Origin of the sequence: Nocardia niwae NBRC 108934 = DSM 45340 (genome assembly GCF_001613465.1) — a bacterium.
Lineage (GTDB): Bacteria > Actinomycetota > Actinomycetes > Mycobacteriales > Mycobacteriaceae > Nocardia > Nocardia niwae.
Genome location: NZ_BDCK01000048.1, coordinates 32,177 through 49,892, shown reverse-complemented (window position 1 = coordinate 49,892; position 17,716 = coordinate 32,177). Strand labels below are relative to the sequence as shown.

Sequence of the window (17,716 nt, the reverse complement as noted above, 5' to 3'; positions counted from 1 at the left end):
GCGCGTCATGGCACAGCTGGCCATGGTGATGAACCTGGACAAGTGCATCGGCTGCCACACCTGCTCGGTCACCTGCAAGCAGGCGTGGACCAATCGCGGCGGCACCGAGTACGTCTGGTTCAACAACGTGGAAACCCGTCCGGGACAGGGCTATCCGCGCCAGTACCAGGATCAGGAGAAGTGGAAGGGCGGCTGGACGCTGAACAAGCGCGGCAAGCTCACGCTCAAGTCCGGCTCCCGGTTGAAGCGGCTGCTGAACATCTTCGCGAACCCGGATCTGCCCACGGTCGAGGACTACTACGAGCCGTGGAGCTACGACTACGACAACCTGCTGTCCTCGCCGCCGGTCGACACGACGCCGGTCGCGCGGCCGAAATCGCTGATCACCGGCGAGGACACGAAGGTCACCTGGGGCGCCAACTGGGACGACGACCTGGGTTCGGGCCCGGAGCAGGTCGGTAAGGACCCGCTGCTGGCGAAGCTGTCCGATCAGGTGAAACTGGAGTTCGAAGAGACCTTCATGTTCTACCTGCCGCGGATCTGCGAGCACTGCCTCAATCCGTCGTGCGCGGCTTCGTGCCCCTCGGGCGCGATCTACAAGCGTGCCGAGGACGGCATCGTGCTGGTGGACCAGGACAAGTGCCGCGGCTGGCGGCAGTGCGTGTCGGGCTGCCCGTACAAGAAGATCTACTTCAACCACAAGACGGGCAAGGCCGAGAAGTGCACCTTCTGCTACCCGCGCGTGGAAGTCGGCATCCCCACGGTGTGCTCGGAGACCTGCGTGGGGCGGCTGCGCTACATCGGCGTCATGCTCTACGACGCCGACGCCGTGCTGGAGGCCGCGTCGGTCACCGAGGACAAGGATCTCTACCCGTCCCAGCTCGGGGTGTTCCTCAACCCGCATGATCCGCGGGTGATCGCGGAGGCCGAGCGAGCCGGGATCTCGCCGGAATGGATTCAGGCGGCCCAGGATTCACCGGTCTACAAGCTGATCGTGGACTACCAGATCGCGCTTCCGCTGCATCCGGAATACCGCACCATGCCGATGGTCTGGTACGTGCCGCCGCTGTCGCCGGTGGTGGACGTGCTCTCGGAGACCGGCCACGACGGCGAGAACGTGTCCAACTTGTTCGGCGCGATCGACGCGCTGCGCATTCCGGTGGAGTACCTGGCCGAGCTGTTCACCGCGGGCGATGTGGGGCCGGTGCGCGCGTCGTTGCAGCGCCTCGCGGCGATGCGCTCGTTCATGCGGTCGGTGAACCTCGGTGAGGAGCCCGATCCCGCGATCGCGCCGTCGGTGCGGCTGGAGCCGGAGGAGATCGAGGCGATGTACCGGCTGCTGGCCATCGCCAAATACGAGCACCGCTACGTCATCCCGACCGGCGCGGGAGCCCGCGCGCACGAACTGGACTCGCTCGCCACCGGCTGCAGCCTGGACACCGACGGCGGACCGGGTATGACGGCGTTCGACCAGATGGTGGAGAAGTTCCACCTCACCGACACCAATGGCGCCGCGCCGCAGGAGAAGTCCGCCCGGATCAACCTGTTGAACTGGGACGGCAAGAGCACCGAGGGCTTGGTCCCGACCGGTGCCGCCGCGAACGGCAACGGAAATGGGCACGGCGCCACCAACGGTCATGCGAACGGTGGCGTCGACGGGCACGAGAACAGCGCCGCTGACGGGCGTACCGACGGCCACGGAACCGGCGCGGGCAACGGGCACGCCAACGGCAACACGACCGTGACCGAGGACCCGGCTGCTCGGACCGGAGCAGGCCGATGAGCATGCTGAAACTGCGCCGCCGCCCGGAACCGGTGGTGGAGCTCGCGCAACGCGACCGGCAATTGGTCTGGCGGATCGCCGCGCTGCTGCTGGACTACCCGACCGAGCAGACGCTGGCCATGGTCGGCCAGTTGACCGCGGCCGCGGCCGCTTTGCCGGACGAGGTGAGCGCCCACCTGAGCGGATGCCTCGACCACCTGCGGACGACCCCACCGCTGGAACTCGCCGCGGACTACGTCGCGACCTTCGACATGCGCCGGCGGGCCAGCCTGCACCTGACTTTTTACGCCTACGGCGACACGCGCAAGCGCGGGATGGCGCTGCTGCGGTTCAAGCACGCCTACCGGCACGCCGGTGTCGAACTCGGCGACGAGGAACTACCCGACCACCTGCCGGTGCTGCTGGAGTTCGCCGCCACCGTGGATCCGATCGGCGGCGAACGCCTGCTCGGTGAGCACGTGCCGGTGCTGGAGCTGCTACGGCTTTCCCTGTCCGACCACGGCTCGCCCTACGCCGGAGTGCTCGCGGCGATCGGGGTTACCCTGCCGCCGCCGACCACCGCGGACCGCAGGCGCATCGCCGAACTCGCCGCGCAGGGCCCGCCCGAGGAAGAGGTCGGGCTCGAACCGTTCGCGATGGACCCCTCCCTGTTCGACGGATCGGAAGGCCGACGATGAACGCAACACCGCATCTGCCGGTCTCGCTGTGGCTGATCCTGCCGTACGTCGCGTTCACTTCGTTCGTGCTCGGGCACCTGTGGCGCTACCGCAACGACCAGTTCGGCTGGACCACCCGTTCCTCGCAGATCTACGAGAGCCGCCTGCTGCGCCTGGGCAGCCCGTTGTTCCACTTCGGCATGCTCGGGGTGTTCGGCGGTCACGTGCTCGGCGTCCTGATCCCGGAGTCGTGGACCTCCGCGGTCGGGATCTCCGAGCACGTCTACCACGTGATCGCCGTCTCCGCGGGGTCGGTGGCCGGGGTCGCCGTGCTGGCGGGCGTCGGCATCCTGCTCTACCGGCGTTTCACCGTTCCCGCCGTCCGCAAGGCGACGACCGGCAACGACAAGCTGATGTACGCGCTGCTGGCCGCCGCGCTGATCACCGGTCTGCTCAACACCTGGGGCAGCAACCTGCTGTGGGGCACCTACAACTACCGCGAGACGGTCTCGCCGTGGTTCCGCAGCCTGTTCGGCCTCACGCCCCGGCCCGAACTGATGGTGGACACCCCGTGGACCTTCCAATTGCACGGGCTGGTCGTGCTCGCGCTGATCGGGTTGTGGCCGTACACCCGCCTGGTGCACATGTTCAGCGCGCCGGTGGGCTACCTGGTGCGGCCGTACGTGGTCTACCGCAGCAAGGAGTACAACGCTGCCGACAAACGCCGTTACGCCCGCGCGTGGGACGCGCCCGTGACACCCGAACGCTGGCGCTGACGACGCCGTCGCGCGAGACCCCGCCCGGACAACGGTGTCCGTGCGGGGTCTTCGGTTTCACGGCGCCGGTCAGGCGTTGTCGTAGGCGTCCTGGAGCACCGCGAGATCGAGCTTCGACATCGACCGCAAGGCGGTGCCAACGGCGATGGTCTTGGCGGGATCGTCACCGTTCATCAACTTCGGCAGCGCCGAAGGCACCACCTGCCAGGACAGGCCGTAGCGGTCTTTCAGCCAGCCGCACGGTCCGGGCTCGCCGCCGTTCGCGGTGAGGGCCTCCCACAGGCGATCGACCTCGTCCTGGGTATCCACGATCACCTGCAGCGACGCGGCCTCGGTGAGCTGGTGGTCCGGGCCACCGTTCATCAGCGTGACCGCCTGACCGTCCAGATCCAGCAGGACGATGAACACCGAACCATCGGATTTGCGGGATACCTCGACCACCCGTGAGTTCGGGATCACCGAGGTGTAGAGCGCCGCGGCTTCCTCGGCGGCGTTGTCGAACCAGAAGAAGGTGTTGACGGACATGATGTGCTCCTGTGCTGTGGCGTGACCTGCTGTCACCTACTGGTCGGAGCCGGCAGTTCGACTTCGACATACTTCGCGAAGTTTCCCGAGAATTTTTTCCCGCTGCGCCGACCCCTGGGGCCAGATGGTCGCTGACAGCATTCCGACCGCCCGGTTCTACCCGGCTTCTCGCAGGCAGAACCCATCGACCCATTCGGTAACCAGGAATACGCTGATGTTTGGCCACTGGGATGTGGTCTACCCCACTTCTGAGGACGTCAAGTCTCGGCGCCCCGGCCTTCGCCGGTGGGGTTGCCGTCGAGGCGAGCAAGGAGTGAGCAATGAAGGGTGGAGGAAGAATTGCGTTAGGGGTGGGCATCGGGTACCTGCTGGGCCGCACGCGCAAGATGCGTTTCGCGATGTCGCTGGCGGGCGCCGCGATGGCCAGGCGATCCGCGGGAACGCCAGGGGGCCTGCTGGAGCGCGGTACGGAGCTGCTCCGATCGACACCGGAATTGACCCGGATCACCGACACCGTGCGCGACGAGCTGGTCGGCGCCGTGCGCTCGGCCGCGGTCACCGCGGCGAGCAACCGCATAGACGCGCTCAGCAACCGGTTGCAGCAGGGTACGACGCTCTTGGCGGACCAGGGCCGAGAGGGCTCGCGGGCGACGGATTCCGATGAGGACGAGTACGAAGACGAGTCGTCCGAGTACGACGAGGGAGGGCGCGAGGACGAGGAGCAGACGCCCGACAACGAGCTCGAAGACGATTACGAGGACGACCAGGACCGCATGGCCGACAACGAGCTCGAAGACGAGGACGAGGACGACCAGGACCGCACGCCCGACAACGAGCTCGAAGACGAAGACGAGGAGCAAACGCCCGACGACGAGGAAGATGCCGACCAGGGTGCAGCGGAGGACGACACCGAGCGTCCCGCCGCGCGGACGCGCAGCCGCCGGTCGAGCACCGCCGCCCGGCGCGCGGCGAGCTCGCGTTCCGCGGACCGTTCGTCCGACTCCGCGGATCGTAAACCGTCCGGGACCGGCGGCCGCCGTAGTCGCGCCGAGGCCGGTCAAGCGCCGGTGCGGCGCACGAGGAGGTGATCGGCGATGGCGAAGATCTTGCGCGACGCGACCGCCGGAGTCGGCAAGGTGGCTGCCGATACAGCGGGCCGGGCCACCAAAGCCGCCACAGGGGCGGGATCGTCCGCCAGAAAGGCGGGGTCATCCGCCAAGAAGGCGGGATCATCCGCCAAGAAGAAGGCGCCACCGCCCACGCCGACCGGCGTCTTGCAGCAGTCGGTGCAGAACCTCACGGGAGCACTGGCCGAACGCGCGGTGTCCGGGCTCACCAACCAGGTGTCGAAGACCGCGGGCCGGTTGACCGAGTACGCCGAAGGCGGCGGAGGGAATCTGCTGTCGGCGCTGACCGGCGTGGAAAAGCTCGCCGGAGGCGCCTCGCCGTTCCAGGCGGCCATGAGCATGGGCAAGAGCAAGATCGGCCACACGCTGCGCGAAGGGTTCGAGACGGCGAAGGAGTCGCTGACCGGCGGCAAGGGCAAGGGTGGCGGCAAGAAGATCAAGCTGACCAATATCGTCGAGCACATCGATGTCGGCGTCCCGATCGACTTGGCCTACGACCAGTGGACCCAGTTCGCGGACTTCCCGAAGTTCACCAAGAAACTCGAGCAAGTCGAGCAGGTGGCCGACGAGAAACTCAGCTGGACGGGCAAAGTGTTCTGGTCCAGGCGCACCTGGGAATCCACGATTCTCGAGCAGGTGCCGTTCGAGCGGATCGTCTGGCGTTCGAAGGGCCACAAGGGCTACATCGATGGCGCGGTCACTTTCCATGAGCTTTCGCCGGGTTACACCCGCATCCTCGTGGTGCTGGAGTACCACCCCAAAGGGTTCTTCGAGAAGACCGCCAACATGTGGCGCGCGGCCGGTCGCCGGTGCCGCTTGGAACTCAAACACTTCCAGCGCCACGTCATGACCGAGGCCGTGCTGCATCCCGACGACATCGTCGGCTGGCACGGGGAGATCCGCGAAAGCAAGGTCGTCAAGGACGACGAGACCGCACGGCGCGAGGAGGAGGAGAACACCGAAGAAGACCGCGGGGACGAGGAGAGTTCCGCGCGGAAGCAGCCGGACGACGAGGAGCCGGACGAGGAAGGAATTGACGAGACTGACGAGCAGGACGCGGACGAGCGAGACGAGGACGAGGAAGACGAATCCGAGTCGCCTCGCCGTCGACCGGCCGCCCGGCGCCGCACCACGGTGACCCGCCGGTCGCGTGAGAAGCGAGGAGCAAACGCATGACCATCGAACCCGCAGGAGGCGGCGGCGGTGGCGGAGCGGGCACGATGGCGCGCCCGAATTCCTCCAGCCTGGCCGACGTGATCGACACAATTCTGGACAAAGGCCTGGTCATCGACGCGTTCGCGCGCGTGTCACTGGTCGGCATCGAACTGGTGACCATCGATGCGCGAGTCGTGGTGGCCAGCGTCGACACCTATCTGCGTTTCGCCGAGGCCGTCAACCGGCTGGAGATCTCCACCCAACCGAAGGGGCTCACCGACCTCGTCGGCGAGGGCACCCAAGGCCTGGCGAAGCACAAGACACAGGGCGCTCTCGAGGCGGCGGGCGAGAAGGTCATGGGCTTCCTCGACGATGTGCAGGAGAAGCGCCAGACGGCGAACAAGCCAAGGCGTAGGGAGGATCGATGACTACGGGTCAAGCCGCCGTCTACGTCTACGGCATCGTGCCCGCCGATGTGGAGCCCGAGCCCAGCGCCACCGGTGTCGGTGATCCGCCGGGTGAGGTCGGGGTGGTGCGACACGGCGAGATCGCCGCGCTGATCAGCAAGCTCGAGTCCGATCGACCGCTGGGCACACCCGACGACCTCACCGCCCACGCGGAGTTGCTGGACGGCTCCGCCGCGGTCGCCCCGGTGCTGCCGTTGCGGTTCGGCGCGGTGATGACCGATGCGGAGGCGGTGGAGAACGAACTGCTGGAGGCGAATGAGGACGAATTCCGTTCCGCGCTGGAGCAACTGGAGGGCCGTGCGCAGTTCGTGGTCAGAGGACGCTACGTCGAGAACACCATTCTGCGCGAACTCCTCGATGAGAACGACCAGGCCGCCCAGCTGCGCGACGAGATCCGGGACAAGCCCGAGGACGCCACTCGCAATGCCCGGATCGCGCTGGGGGAGCTGATCAATCAGGCCATCGAGGCCAAGCGCGCCGAGGACACCCGCAGAGTGGTGTCCGAGATCGAGCAGTTCGAGCCACTGATCAACCATCGCGACCCCACCCATGAGGAAGAGGCCGTCCACATCGCGGTTCTGGTGGAGCTGGCCCGCCAGAAGGACCTGGAGGAGGTGCTGCGCCGGCTCGGTGAGGAGTGGGACGGCCGCGTGGAGCTGAACCTGCTCGGCCCGATGGCGGCCTACGACTTCGTGACGAAGCGCGCACCCGAGGAGTAAGGCATGTTGTTCGGTGTGGTCTCGTCGATCTTGTCGTTGCCCGTAGCCCCCGTGCGCGGAGTGATCTGGCTGGGGGAATTGATCCAGGACCAGGTGGATCAGAAAATGCACGACCCCGCGCTCATGCGGCGGGAACTCGAGGAGATCGATGCCGCCGCCGCAGCCGGTCAGCTGTCCGAAGAAGAGAGGAAACAAGCGCAGCAGGCGGTCCTGGATCGCATGACCGGTCGGCAGGCGTGACCTCGATCGACCGGAAGGAGTGAGGCGAGTGGCACGCAAGACCACTTCGGAGGACACCGAGGGCGTGCACTCGGCCTCGGGCGAACCGCCTGGGCTCACCGCGGCTCAGGCCATCGCGGCGGCAGTCGAAAACCTTGTGGCGCTCACCTCGAAGGAAGTGGAGGGGGTCACGTCGATGGAACCGACGGAGGATGGCTGGCTGGTGGAGGTCGAGGTGCTCGAGGACCGCCGCATCCCGTCGTCGGCGGACATTCTCGCGCTGTACGAGGTGGAACTCGATCTCGACGGAAACCTGCTGGCCTACCGCCGGACCAGGCGCTACGGCCGTGGCAGCACCGACATCGGAAGGGCCCGGTCATGACGGTGGTCGGCGGCGGGTCGTCCGCACCACAGCCCTTCGGCGGCGGGCACTCGACGAACCTCGCCGACATCCTCGAGCGGGTGCTCGACAAGGGCTTGGTGATCGCGGGCGACATCCAGGTCAACCTGCTCGACATCGAGTTGCTCACGATCAAGCTCCGATTGGTGATCGCGTCCTTGGAGACGGCCAAATCGGTGGGCATCGACTGGTGGGAGACCGACCCCTGGCTCAACAGCAAGGCCCGCACGCTGGAGCGGGAGGATCACGATCTCGAACTCGAGAACCGGAAGCTCCGCGATCGGATCGCCCAGCTGGAGGCCGCGAACGAACAACCTCGCCCGGTCGAGCGTCGGCGCGCGCCGAGGGAAGAGCGATCGTGACCGACGGTTCCGGCGTTTGGCTGTACGCGGTGACGCTCACCGGGGGCGAGGCTGCGGAGCCGGGCGGGCTGACCGGCGTCGCCGGGGAGCCGGTGCGCACGGTGGTGTCGGACGATCTGACGGCCCTGGTCGGCTCGGTGCCACTGGAGGTGTTCGGGGAGCAACCGCTGCGCGGTCATCTGGAGGATCTGGACTGGCTGGAGGCCACGGCCCGCGCGCATGACGCCGTCGTATCGGCCGCGGTGCGCCGAGGTGCGGCCGTCCCGCTCCGGTTGGCCACCGTCTTCCTCGACGACGACCGAGTGCGCGAGCTGCTCGACGAGCGACGAGCGGACTTCACCGCGGCCCTCGCACTGGTGAGCGGCCGCACCGAATGGGGGGTGAAGGCCTACGGCGATCGCGCGGCCCTCACCTCGGCCGTAGCCGAGGCCCGCGCGAGCGGAAGCGGCGGGAAGGGCTCGGGCGCAGCCTATCTGGCCCGCCGCCGGGCGCAGCTGTCCGCGCAGGAGACCGTGGAACGCGACGCGGCGCAGCGCGCGGACGAAATCCACACCCGCCTCGTTCGCCACGCCGCGGCCGGGCGGCGTCAGGCACTGACCGATCCGACACTGAGCGGACGCCGGGATTGGATGGTGCTCAACGGGACCTATCTCGTCGACGACGAGCGCACCGACGACTTCGCCGCCACCGTGGCCGCGCTCGGCGACGAATTCCCCGGCATCCGGCTCGAACTCACCGGCCCGTGGCCGCCGTACTCGTTCGCGGGCGTGGAACGGGAGGCGGTATGAGCCGGGCCACGCGGGAGGTCGACGAGGAGCGCCGCGTCGCGCTGGTCGACCTGCTGGATCGGGTGCTGGCGGGCGGCGTGGTGATCACCGGGGACATCAAGCTCGCCATCGCCGACGTCGACCTGGTCCAGATCTCGTTGCGGGCTCTCATCTCCTCGATCAGCACTCTGACCGGCCCGGTCCGCGCGCTGGAACCACCCGCCGATGACTGAGTTCGGCGGCATCCCGCCGCGTATCGACACCGAGCCCGAATCCGTCGAGCGCGGACTGGTCAGCCTCGTCCTCACTTTGGTGGAACTGCTGCGCCAGCTCATGGAGCGCCAAGCGATCCGCCGCGTCGACGCCGGCGACCTCACCGACGACCAGATCGAACGCATCGGCACCACCCTCATGCTGCTCGAACAACGCATGGACGAACTCCGCGAACACTTCGGCCTCACCCCCGAAGACCTCAACATCGACCTCGGCCCCCTGGGCACCCTCCTCCCCCGCGACCCGTCCTGACCATCAAGATCAACGGCACATGAGCGAGAGGTCATCTCGGCGAACGCCACAACCATGTGCCGTTGATCTTGGTGGTGGAGTCGAAGGGGTGGTCGGGATGCGGCAGGATTGCGCTCATCATGACCGACATCGAGCATTCCTTACCTCTCGGACGTCGTCGGCACGTCGTACGGCTCGCGCTGTTCGCGGCGGGGCTGGCGGTGATGTTCTATCTCGTCGCCGTCGCCCGAGTGATCGACGTCGAGGGTGTGCGCGGTGTGGTCGCGGCGACCGGGCCCGCCGCGCCGTTCGCTTACGTGGTGGCGTCGGCCGTCCTCGGCGCCGTCTTCGTTCCAGGACCGCTGCTGGCCGCTGGAAGCGGTCTGCTGTTCGGCCCGCTGGTCGGGACGTTCGTGACGCTCGGCTCGGCGGTGGGCACGGCGATCATCACCAGTTTCCTCGGGCGACGGGCCGGCCGCGAAAGCGCACGGGGGTTGCTCGGCCCCGGGCGGGCCGAGCGCATCGACGCCCAGATCGAGCGGCGCGGCCTGTGGGCCGTCGTCGCGCAGCGCTTCGTCCCGGGCATCTCGGACGCGCTGGCCTCCTATGTGTTCGGCGCGTTCGGAGTTCCGCTGTGGCAGATGGCCGTCGGCGCGCTCATCGGATCGGCCCCGCGTGCCTTCGTCTACACCGCACTCGGCGCTTCGATCGGCGACCTGTCGGCCCCGCTCGCCTACACCGCCATCGCGGTGTGGTGCGCTACCGCGATCATCGGAGCATTCGCCGCCCACCGCGGCTACCGCCGCTGGCGCGCCCCTGGCACACCTCCCGAGCCGGAAGCCGGTGACGGAAGACAGCCTGAGGTGGGCAGGTGAGTTCATCTACACCGGTTCGCCGCGTGTGTTCCGGCGAGCGTTCCGCCTGGGCGCGGCGAGCCACTATCGGGATCGGCTCGAGGTCAGCTCCCAATCGCCGATGTGCAGCCGTTCTTCGGTGACGTCGACAGCGGTGTCCGTGAAAGGGTTACCGTGCAGGACGTTTCGAACGAAGTCACCGACGACGGCCGGCTGCGCGTCCAGGTCGCCCAGCAGTTGCGATGGCACTTCGATGGTCCCGTCGAAATGCCGCGGCTGACCGCTGATCCCCGGCAGTTGCGGTGTCTGGCGCAACCCGTCGACGGTATGCAGGATCAGGTCCAAGGTCGCGCCATCGCCGAACTCGATCCGCAGGGGAGTCGGGGTCACGGCCACATCGAACGCACGCACTTGTGCGCTCCACCCTTGGGTCGAGACGCTTTTGTAGTCGTACGGTGACGGGGGCGCGAGCGTGTCGAGCGAGCGGTCCGCCGGTGAGTTCTCCAGTACCCTCCCCACGAGGGGATGATCAGTGGGGACGAACCTCCACGACTCGTCGATGAGCTGCTTCGTCCAGAAGCCGTTTCGGCCACCGTCGCGGCCTTCGACCCGCAGTTCCCGCGCCGACGACCCGGGGCCGGTTTTGTGGATGGAGATACGGTCGGTGATCAACCCTGGAATCTTGGGCTGCCGCACCCAATCCGGTGCGGGCAACTGGATCGCGGCGTAGCGGTCGTCGGTCCGTTCGGCGAGCATGTCCGGAGCCTCGGGCAGACCGCGCTGATCGTGGTAGCTGTAGCGGAAGAACACCTTGTCGGCGCCGGAGATGTCGAAATCGTAGAGGCGCGTGTAGAAGTCGCCGAAACGGTTGACGATCAGCGAGGTCGACGCGCTGGTGGAAAGCGCGACAGCCCGGAACCGGCCGCCGTACGGAGTGCCCATCTCGTAGCTGTGGTCCACCGGAAGCCAGGGGTCGACATACTGGATGCGCCGCCCATCGTGGGTGAGCGCGAAAACATGCGACACCTTTGCCCCGCCGACCGGGTGATCATTGCCCGCCGCATCTCGCCAGACGTGATCCTCAGCGGGTGAGAGCACGGACCAGGCCCAGGTGAGCGTGCCCGGGGGCAGCGTGTTACCGGGACCGGTCCACAACGGGACGCCGTAGCGGCTGCTCCAATTCCAGTCCCGGGGCGCGCTCAACGCGTGATCCATGGTGAAGAACCGGCCGTCGACGTCGATCACCATCACCTCGTCGTCGTCGGCGGAGACACCGGCTACGCGGCCCTCCAGGCACCCCGGCAGTGCGACAGCACGCCAACCTCCCTGAGCGGCGGTTTCTTTGACGTACAAGCGGCCATCACGGTGCGCGAAAGTCCAGCGGCGGTTGAACGACTCGGAGGTGGTGCGGAAGTAGGCCTGATCCGGTAAGTCGGCCGCTGCGGGTGCCAAGGTTTCCAGCCCGGCGGTGGATTCGTCGACTGTCACTTCCGGGGTGCCGACGGTACCCAACAACGGACAACCGGGTTCCGCGACAACCACCGACGGTGTTGTCAGCCCGGCGAATACCAGCCCGCTCACGGCGATGACAGCGGTACGCGCGATGACGTGCCTGCGCATCACAGCCACCCCGCCGCGCCGAAACCGAGGAGGGCGACAGCGTCGATGCCGAGGATCGCGCCCACGATCAGCGCCTTACCGCGCACGGTGGGCAGGTCGTGCACGAAGAAACATGCCGCGAAAAACGGTACATAGCCGATGAGCCAGATGAGGACCGGGAAGCTCGCCTGCCACCACGGCCAATCCCAGGTGAGCACACCGGCTTTGTTGAGCACCACCTCGACGCCTACCGCTGCCGCCGAGTTGGCCGCGATGAGAACCGGACGATTGGGCAACCCGAAAATACGGGTTTCACGCGGCGGCAGCATCTTCGCCGCCGCGATGCCCATGATGGCGAACATGAAGCAGATCTCGATATTGAGACCGATGAGGATCTGATACGCCGTGGACCCGGTCGCACCCCAGACCGGCGCGCGACCGGTGAAATGAAACACCAACGCGTTCCAGATCTCGTTGAACCAGTCGACGGCCCACAGTGCGAGTCCGGCGAACAGGATGTTCCAGTTCCGCCTCTCGACTTCGACGGCATAGACGTAGATGACGATCAGCAGGAGCGGGATGACATACCACTTGAACTGACTCGCATCGCGAAGAATCTCCAGCGCCGCTCGGCCGTTGTCGGTCACCGACGCACCTCCCTGCTCATGATCATCGAACCGGGCGAGTATGTTACAAATCGACATTGAACGTCAACATGTAAGCCACTCCGCCGGGCTCGCGCTCCACCGGCCTCTTCGGATCCCAGGCCGGGATTCCCCCGTCCTCGGCCTCGCCGAGCGATTCCATCGGCCGCAACGTGCCCATCGCCCGGCTGGTGGTGCCGTCCGGTTCTGACGCGACAGGTCGCGACTCTGATCGAATCGCGCCGGTGACTGATGCGGGCAACCAGACGACGGAGTCTCGGCGATGCCCGGGTGCCGGACACGGTGCCGACATGGATTCGGCTGCCGTGCCCCTGCTTCGCGGCAGCACTGGGGTCTCACCGCCGCTTACGCTCAGGGCTGCTCGTGACGGGGCCGATCGACTGCGTGTTCCCGCTGTCGGCCGCCGGGAGCGATCATCGGAGTTTTCGCCGCACATCGCGGCTACCGGAGTCGGCGCGGCCGGGGCGCACGCCGCGAGCGTGAAACGTTGCCGGACCGCGATTCCGAGCCGGACGAGTGAAACCTCGCCTGCGCACAGGGCGGCGTTTACCGGTTACGCACCGAGATCCTCGAGCAACCGGCGGTAGGCGGCGGCATCGAGCAGTTCGTCATCCGAGACGCCTTCCGCTTGCCTGATCTTGAACAGCCAGGCCGCGTACGGGTCGTTGTTCACCTGCTCGGGATCATCCGCGATCGCCGGGTTGACCTGGACCACTACGCCGCGGGCCGGGCTGTACATCTCGGCGATGGCCGAGACCGCCTCCACGGCGCCGACGGCCTCGCCGGTGCCGACGAACATGCCCACCTGGGGCGTGGTGACGAACAGGATCGTGCCCAGGTTCTGCTGGGCGTGGTCGGTGAGTCCGACCGCCAGCGTGCCGTCGCGCTCCAGCCGCGCCCACATGTGCGCATCGGTGTATTTCAATCCAGCAGGAATCATCGACATATCAGGTCTCCATCCGGAAGTCGATGCACCGCGAATCGCCCGCGGCGGACGATCACCCCTCAGCTTGCTACACCGCCCTCGTCCCCGGAGTCCGCACACGCCGATCCGAAGAGGGCGTCGCCGAATCGTGCTCCCTCGTTCCGCGCCGAGACTGCTACGCGATCCCTGCGGCATCGTCACCGGGCCGTCGAGGGCGCATAGCCGTCCACCCGACCGAGCGACGGGGGCAGCGGCCTGACCGGCGAACGGACACGCGCGGCAAGAACTGCGGCATCCATCCACCAGGTGTACCGACTGCGAGCATCCTGGATCGAGCGCCGAGGTCCTACGCGCAGGGCGGGGCGGGGGCGTCGATGAACAGCGGCTCGCCTGCGGGTGGCGCGTAGACGACATCCAGGACGAGCGGTTCGGCGCCGAGGTTCCGGCCGACGTGGACGTTCCATTCGCCCGCGGGCTCGTAGATGAACTCGCCGGTGCGGTAGACCGGAGCGTCGCAGTCCGGGCCGGGGTGGGTGAGCGTCCCCGAACGGATGAAGCCGAAGACCGGGCCGAGGTGGTAATGCCAGCCGGTGGAGCCGCCGGGACCGATCGTGATCTCGCGGACGACCAGATCGGTGCCCGCGACGAAAGGAATCAGCCCGGCGGGAATCTGCGCTTGACCGAGGGTGACGGCGGTGATGTCGCTGCCTGGCGTCGCGTCGGCCTGCGCCGCACTCACCAGCGCGCCGACGAGCACGACCGGCAGCACGGCGACGCGGAGAAAGAGCGTCATCCCCGCAGCTTAGTCACCGGGGTGCCGCACCGGAACCTCGTTGCACCGGCCCGGCCGATCACACCTCCGACGGCTCCCGCGCTGTCGCGAACCGGCAATCACACGTGGTCGTGGCGAGTATCCGCGACGGGATCGCTGGATTACCGTACGTACGTGGCACGGGCAGACGAAGGGTATTCGGCGGCGAAGATCATCGACGTGGTCTTGTCGATGGTCGAGTCCGACGGCTACGACGCCGTCCAGCTGCGGGCGGTCGCCCGGGATGCGCACGTCTCCCTCGCCACGGTCTACAAGCGGTACACCACCCGGGACGACCTGCTGCTCGCCGCGGTGGAGCGATGGATGGCGACCAATACCTACGCCACCCCCGCCCCGCCGATCGAGGGCGAGACGCTGACCGATGGCCTGATTCGGTTGCTGCGGTACGTGTTCGAACCGTGGGAACGGCATCCCCGGATGCTGGAGGCCTACTATCGCGCGCGCTCCAGCCCCGGCGGCCGGCGACTGGACGCCCAGGGCTTCGACGCCGTGCTGCCCGCCGCGAGCGCCCTGCTGGCCGGCGCCGATCCGGACTACATCGCCGACATCGCGCTCGTGCTCACCAACATGGTCTACGCGCTGATCGGCCGGTTCGCGAACGCCGATCTCGGCATCGCCGAGATCCTGCCCGCGCTCGAGCGAACGGTCCACCGGCTCACCGCGAACAACGAACCGCTGGCAGCCGCCGCCGAATGGGCGCCGACGGGCAGGCCGAGTTTCCCTTGGGGCGCTTCGCTCGTGTCCCCTTTCTCCCCCGGGCCGCCCGAGGAAGATCGCTCCGCGGACCCATCGGCTGCGCCGGACGAGCCACCGGCGTGAGCCACACCGCGGGCCGGTGCTCGCGAAATGTATTGCGACGTCGGACAATTCCCACTTTTCCGGCAAATGCCGCAGACTGTGAACACTGAAACGGACAGTTCACGGGTATTCCCGCCCCCGGTACGGTGGCGAGTTGCTCCGTGCGCCCGGCCGCGACAGCATCTGCGGTATGCCGTCCACACCGCTGAATCCAGCAGGCGACGTTCCGGACACCGGAATTCCCGGCCATCTCGCTGCCCACATGACCATGACCGAGCAGCACGAATGGCACCGCGCCTACCTGCGCCGCCATCCGGTGTCGCGCCGCAATATCCTGCGCGGCGCCGCGGCGGCCGCAGCGGTGGCCGCGGTCGGCGCCACACCGTTCGGCAGGCGCGCCTACGCCGACGAGGCCCCGCTGGCGGTGGGCGGACGGCGCGTGGCCTTCGGCCAGGACGCGGCCAGTCAGTTGCGTTTCGCGGCCCAGCTGTCGCGACGTCCGGCGGGCGCCACGGTGTACCTCGACCACGGACCGACGCCGGCCTTGGGTGCGACGGTCGAGGCCGAAGTGCGCAATCTGCTGACCCAATTGCCCACGGCCGACGGCGGCGTGCTCGCGGCCGAACAGTTCTACGCGCACGCCCCGGTGGACGGTTTGCCCGGACGGGTGCCGCACTTCTATCGCTGGCGGACCTCCGACGGATTCGCCGGCGACATCCGCGCCGCCGCGCCCGCGATGCCCAGCGCACGACCCGCGGTCCTCCCGTTCCGCTTCACCATGATGGGCGACCAGGGCACCGACCAGACCCCGGCGCTGCCGGAGGGCGTCGCCGCCGGCGACTACGACGACAAGTACTACAAGGCCGACAACGATCCGGCCGCGCCGCACGCGAGCAACGTGCTGCGCCAGATCGCCGCCGCGCGGCCCGACTTCCACATCCTCGCAGGGGATATCGCCTATGCCGACCCTTCGGGTGCGGGCAAGCCGGGACAGTTCGTCCGGCACGGAGCGCAATCGGCGAGCGGGTTCGACAAGTACAACCCCTACGTCTGGGATGTGTACTTCAACGCCATCGAGGACAGCGCCGCCCAGACGCCGTGGATGTTCGCCACCGGCAACCACGATATGGAAGGGACCTACGGCGAGCACGGCTACGGCGGGCACCTGGCGCGGCTGGACTTCCCCGGCAACGGTCCGGCGGCCTGTCCGTCGGCATACTCGTTCACCTACGGCAACCTCGCGGTGCTCTCGCTGGACGCCAACGACGTCTCCTACGAGATCCGCGCGAACAGCGGTTACTCCGGCGGAGCGCAGACCAGCTGGGTGGAACGCACCCTGGCGGCCTACCGCGCCGATCCCGACATCGACTTCATCGTCTGCTTCTTCCACCACTGCGCCTACTCGACCACCGAATCGCACGCCAGCGACGGCGGCGTGCGGGACGCGTGGGTGGGCCTGTTCGACCGCTACCAGGTGGACCTGGTGTTACAGGGCCACAACCACGTCTACGAGCGCACCGATCCGCTCCGCGGCGGGCAGGCGACGAAGGTGGCGGGCGACAATTCGATCGTCTACCCGGAGACCGAGGGCACCGTCTACTACACCGTGGGCGGCGGCGGACGTCCGCGCTACGAATTCCAGCCCGGCTCCCGGGAGACCTTCCGCGGCAACGAGTTGCCCGACACCTCGGTGCCGAACAGCTACGTCTGGACGCCCGGCGGCGGCAAGCAGGACGAAGCCGCGCCGTGGTCACGGGTCCGCTTCCGGAACTACTCGTTCCTGCGCGTCGACGTGCGCCCTGGCGTGTTCGCCAGCGAGATGGACGTGGTCGCGGTGGACGAATACGGCCGCGAATTCGACCGCGTGCTCTTCCGGCGGCAGGTTCGTCCCTGATCGAGGCTAAGTCTTCTTGGGCGGTAGGGTCCGAGCGTAGGCGAGGCCGCGCTCGACCCATTCCCGCAGCACCGCGTCGTCGTCGACGTCGGTGACCCGCAGCCAGCCGACCATCTCACGCCCGCCCATGACCATGGGCTGCACGGCGGCACCGAGCAGCCGCTCCCCCTCGTCCGGGTCGACCCGCACCAGCAGACCGCCCTGCCCGCTGGCGGCCACCGCCATATTGCCGCCGATCAAGAAGGCGAGCCCGCCGAACATCTTCCGCTCGGTGAGCTCGGGGCCGGGTGCGATCAGTTCCCGGATTCGCTCCGCCAACTCCTCGTCGTATGCCATAGCGGCATTGTTCACCCGGTGTACGACAAGCCGGATGATCCGCGAGCGGCACTGGGCCGCGTGTCCTCTTCCGATCGCCGCCGGGCCCGAGGCGGTCGAGCATCCGCACGCCGGTGACGCGACACCCATCGGCCTGGCGGGACCGTACGCTCCAAACGCCGTGCACCCCAGTAAGTTTGCTGGTTTCTCCTAGGTAACTGCCCGAGGGTACTTACGTACACTCCCGAGCCGTCTGGATGTCATTGGACGTTCAAGCGGATGTTTCCGTACCTGTCTGTAATACAGGCGTGAGACGGGGGCAGACAGTGCCATTGACGTTCGCACGCAATCCGTTTCGGTATCCGCAGTCGACT

The 17,716-nt window shown here is 67.6% G+C and carries 22 protein-coding genes; 16 read left to right on the top strand and 6 right to left on the bottom strand.

Annotated features, from left to right (window positions below; all coding sequences use genetic code 11):
• The first annotated feature begins 7 nt into the window (after window positions 1–7).
• The 3 genes from narH to narI are packed head-to-tail and all read left to right on the top strand — an operon-like array spanning window position 8 to window position 3,215.
• Window positions 8–1,783 (top strand): nitrate reductase subunit beta, encoded by a 1,776-nt coding sequence (narH, locus tag NNI01S_RS29865; RefSeq protein WP_245676421.1) that lies wholly within the window; start codon window positions 8–10, stop codon window positions 1,781–1,783.
• On the top strand, window positions 1,780–2,460 hold the full coding sequence (gene narJ, locus NNI01S_RS29860; protein ID WP_063024328.1) for a nitrate reductase molybdenum cofactor assembly chaperone: 681 nt from the start codon (window positions 1,780–1,782) through the stop codon (window positions 2,458–2,460). The genes narH and narJ overlap by 4 nt, the downstream gene beginning before the upstream one ends.
• Window positions 2,457–3,215, top strand: coding sequence for a respiratory nitrate reductase subunit gamma (narI, locus tag NNI01S_RS29855; RefSeq protein ID WP_063024326.1), 759 nt, complete (start codon window positions 2,457–2,459; stop codon window positions 3,213–3,215). The genes narJ and narI overlap by 4 nt, the downstream gene beginning before the upstream one ends.
• Window positions 3,216–3,284: 69 nt before the next feature.
• On the opposite strand, the gene NNI01S_RS29850 is transcribed toward narI, so the two are convergent.
• The gene (locus NNI01S_RS29850; RefSeq protein WP_063024370.1) at window positions 3,285–3,740 is read right to left on the bottom strand and encodes a VOC family protein; all 456 of its coding nucleotides are present in this window, start codon (window positions 3,738–3,740) and stop codon (window positions 3,285–3,287) included.
• 320 nt (window positions 3,741–4,060) lie between these two features.
• Between NNI01S_RS29850 and NNI01S_RS34960 the strand changes: the two genes are divergently transcribed.
• The 11 genes from NNI01S_RS34960 (at window position 4,061) to NNI01S_RS29795 (ending at window position 10,335) form a co-directional block, all read left to right on the top strand.
• Window positions 4,061–4,828, top strand: a complete 768-nt coding sequence (locus tag NNI01S_RS34960; RefSeq protein ID WP_063917731.1) for a hypothetical protein — start codon at window positions 4,061–4,063, stop codon at window positions 4,826–4,828.
• Between the two features lie 6 nt (window positions 4,829–4,834).
• A complete protein-coding gene (locus tag NNI01S_RS29840; protein WP_063024322.1) occupies window positions 4,835–6,043 on the top strand; it encodes an SRPBCC family protein in 1,209 nt (402 codons plus the stop codon).
• Window positions 6,040–6,450 carry a gas vesicle protein GvpJ gene (gene gvpJ / locus NNI01S_RS29835; protein ID WP_174554509.1) on the top strand — a complete coding sequence of 137 codons (411 nt, stop codon included), beginning with the start codon at window positions 6,040–6,042 and terminating at the stop codon, window positions 6,448–6,450. Before NNI01S_RS29840 ends, gvpJ begins: the two co-directional genes overlap by 4 nt.
• On the top strand, window positions 6,447–7,208 hold the full coding sequence (locus NNI01S_RS29830; RefSeq protein WP_063024320.1) for a GvpL/GvpF family gas vesicle protein: 762 nt from the start codon (window positions 6,447–6,449) through the stop codon (window positions 7,206–7,208). The genes gvpJ and NNI01S_RS29830 overlap by 4 nt, the downstream gene beginning before the upstream one ends.
• 3 nt (window positions 7,209–7,211) lie before the next feature.
• Window positions 7,212–7,448, top strand: coding sequence for a gas vesicle protein GvpG (locus NNI01S_RS29825; RefSeq protein ID WP_063024318.1), 237 nt, complete (start codon window positions 7,212–7,214; stop codon window positions 7,446–7,448).
• A 28-nt stretch (window positions 7,449–7,476) separates the two neighbouring features.
• Window positions 7,477–7,809 carry a gas vesicle protein GvpO gene (gvpO, locus tag NNI01S_RS29820; RefSeq protein ID WP_063024316.1) on the top strand — a complete coding sequence of 111 codons (333 nt, stop codon included), beginning with the start codon at window positions 7,477–7,479 and terminating at the stop codon, window positions 7,807–7,809.
• Window positions 7,806–8,189 (top strand): gas vesicle protein, encoded by a 384-nt coding sequence (locus NNI01S_RS29815; RefSeq protein ID WP_063024314.1) that lies wholly within the window; start codon window positions 7,806–7,808, stop codon window positions 8,187–8,189. Before gvpO ends, NNI01S_RS29815 begins: the two co-directional genes overlap by 4 nt.
• Window positions 8,186–8,977: a GvpL/GvpF family gas vesicle protein gene (locus NNI01S_RS29810; RefSeq protein ID WP_063024312.1), complete on the top strand. Its 792-nt coding sequence runs from the start codon at window positions 8,186–8,188 to the stop codon at window positions 8,975–8,977. The genes NNI01S_RS29815 and NNI01S_RS29810 overlap by 4 nt, the downstream gene beginning before the upstream one ends.
• Entirely contained in the window at window positions 8,974–9,189 is a 216-nt protein-coding gene (locus NNI01S_RS29805; RefSeq protein WP_063024310.1) for a gas vesicle protein, read from the top strand. Before NNI01S_RS29810 ends, NNI01S_RS29805 begins: the two co-directional genes overlap by 4 nt.
• Entirely contained in the window at window positions 9,182–9,481 is a 300-nt protein-coding gene (locus NNI01S_RS29800) for a gas vesicle protein K (RefSeq protein WP_063024308.1), read from the top strand. Before NNI01S_RS29805 ends, NNI01S_RS29800 begins: the two co-directional genes overlap by 8 nt.
• Before the next feature lie 119 nt (window positions 9,482–9,600).
• Entirely contained in the window at window positions 9,601–10,335 is a 735-nt protein-coding gene (locus NNI01S_RS29795) for a TVP38/TMEM64 family protein (protein ID WP_063024306.1), read from the top strand.
• A gap of 63 nt (window positions 10,336–10,398) precedes the next feature.
• Here the strand turns inward: NNI01S_RS29795 and NNI01S_RS29790 are convergent, their stop codons facing one another.
• The 4 genes from NNI01S_RS29790 to NNI01S_RS29775 form a co-directional block, all read right to left on the bottom strand.
• Entirely contained in the window at window positions 10,399–11,934 is a 1,536-nt protein-coding gene (locus NNI01S_RS29790) for a hypothetical protein (RefSeq protein WP_157115092.1), read from the bottom strand.
• Window positions 11,934–12,560: an AF_1327 family membrane protein gene (locus NNI01S_RS29785; protein ID WP_063024301.1), complete on the bottom strand. Its 627-nt coding sequence runs from the start codon at window positions 12,558–12,560 to the stop codon at window positions 11,934–11,936. The genes NNI01S_RS29790 and NNI01S_RS29785 overlap by 1 nt, the downstream gene beginning before the upstream one ends.
• Before the next feature lie 571 nt (window positions 12,561–13,131).
• Window positions 13,132–13,524, bottom strand: a complete 393-nt coding sequence (gene gcvH / locus NNI01S_RS29780; protein WP_063024299.1) for a glycine cleavage system protein GcvH — start codon at window positions 13,522–13,524, stop codon at window positions 13,132–13,134.
• Window positions 13,525–13,849: 325 nt separating this feature from the next.
• Entirely contained in the window at window positions 13,850–14,296 is a 447-nt protein-coding gene (locus NNI01S_RS29775; RefSeq protein ID WP_063024297.1) for a cupin domain-containing protein, read from the bottom strand.
• Window positions 14,297–14,449: 153 nt separating this feature from the next.
• Here NNI01S_RS29775 and NNI01S_RS29770 point away from each other — a divergent pair, with 153 nt between their 5' ends.
• Window positions 14,450–15,154: a TetR/AcrR family transcriptional regulator gene (locus NNI01S_RS29770; RefSeq protein ID WP_063917729.1), complete on the top strand. Its 705-nt coding sequence runs from the start codon at window positions 14,450–14,452 to the stop codon at window positions 15,152–15,154.
• A 169-nt stretch (window positions 15,155–15,323) separates the two neighbouring features.
• The gene (locus tag NNI01S_RS29765; protein ID WP_063024295.1) at window positions 15,324–17,027 is read left to right on the top strand and encodes a metallophosphoesterase; all 1,704 of its coding nucleotides are present in this window, start codon (window positions 15,324–15,326) and stop codon (window positions 17,025–17,027) included.
• A gap of 6 nt (window positions 17,028–17,033) precedes the next feature.
• Here the strand turns inward: NNI01S_RS29765 and NNI01S_RS29760 are convergent, their stop codons facing one another.
• Complete coding sequence (locus NNI01S_RS29760) at window positions 17,034–17,363, bottom strand: TfoX/Sxy family protein (RefSeq protein WP_063024293.1); 330 nt, start codon at window positions 17,361–17,363, stop codon at window positions 17,034–17,036.
• Window positions 17,364–17,716 lie beyond the last annotated feature (353 nt).